At 69.7% G+C, this 585-nt stretch carries 1 protein-coding gene; it reads right to left on the bottom strand.

What is annotated here, in order from left to right; genetic code table 11:
- Positions 1-585: cytochrome c biogenesis ResB family protein (locus AC27IO_RS25250; RefSeq protein WP_498741349.1), on the bottom strand; the 585-nt coding region annotated here is incomplete at both ends.

The following is a 585-nucleotide window of genomic DNA, read 5'->3' as shown; positions in this document are numbered from 1 at the left end:
CCTGGCCCGCCGCGTCGCGCAGCTTGTAGCTCACGCTGGGGCCGATGTTGCGCAGCTCCTTGCGGGTCACGGTCTTGTTGCCCGCGCCCAGGCGCGCTTCGATCGCTTGGCGCAGGTCCACCTTGCGCACGTCCGCGCCGGAGGTGACGGCGCCGGTGTCGGTGAAGTTCTCGACGTTGATGGTGCGCAGCGCGGTGAACTCCAGCGTGAACGGCTGGCCCGCGGCGCTGGCGGTGAGCGGCGTGGAACTGCCCACCACGCCCTCCACGTCGAAGGGCGCTATGCCGGGCGCGAGCGGCACCGCGCGCAGCTGCAGGCGCGAGCCGCCGTCGTCGAAGCTCGACTGGTAGATCTCGATGCCGCGGTAGCTCGCCGGGTGGTTGACCTCCACGCGCGCGGGCGTGGCCTCGCCCGTGGCCTTGTCGTGGATGACGATCTCGCTCGCGAAGAGCTTGGGCATGCCGGTGGAGTAGTGCTCGACGATGAACTTCTTGAGCTCGATGGCGAAGGGCAGCTCCTGCAGCAGCACGCCGTCGGACTGGTTCAGGATGGCGGTGCTCGACTGCGTGCCCTCGGCCACCAGCA

It is taken from the genome of Acidovorax sp. KNOB132, from assembly GCF_057541515.1.
Note: the sequence above shows the minus strand (reverse complement) of the source record. Positions and strands in the feature narration are given on the sequence as shown.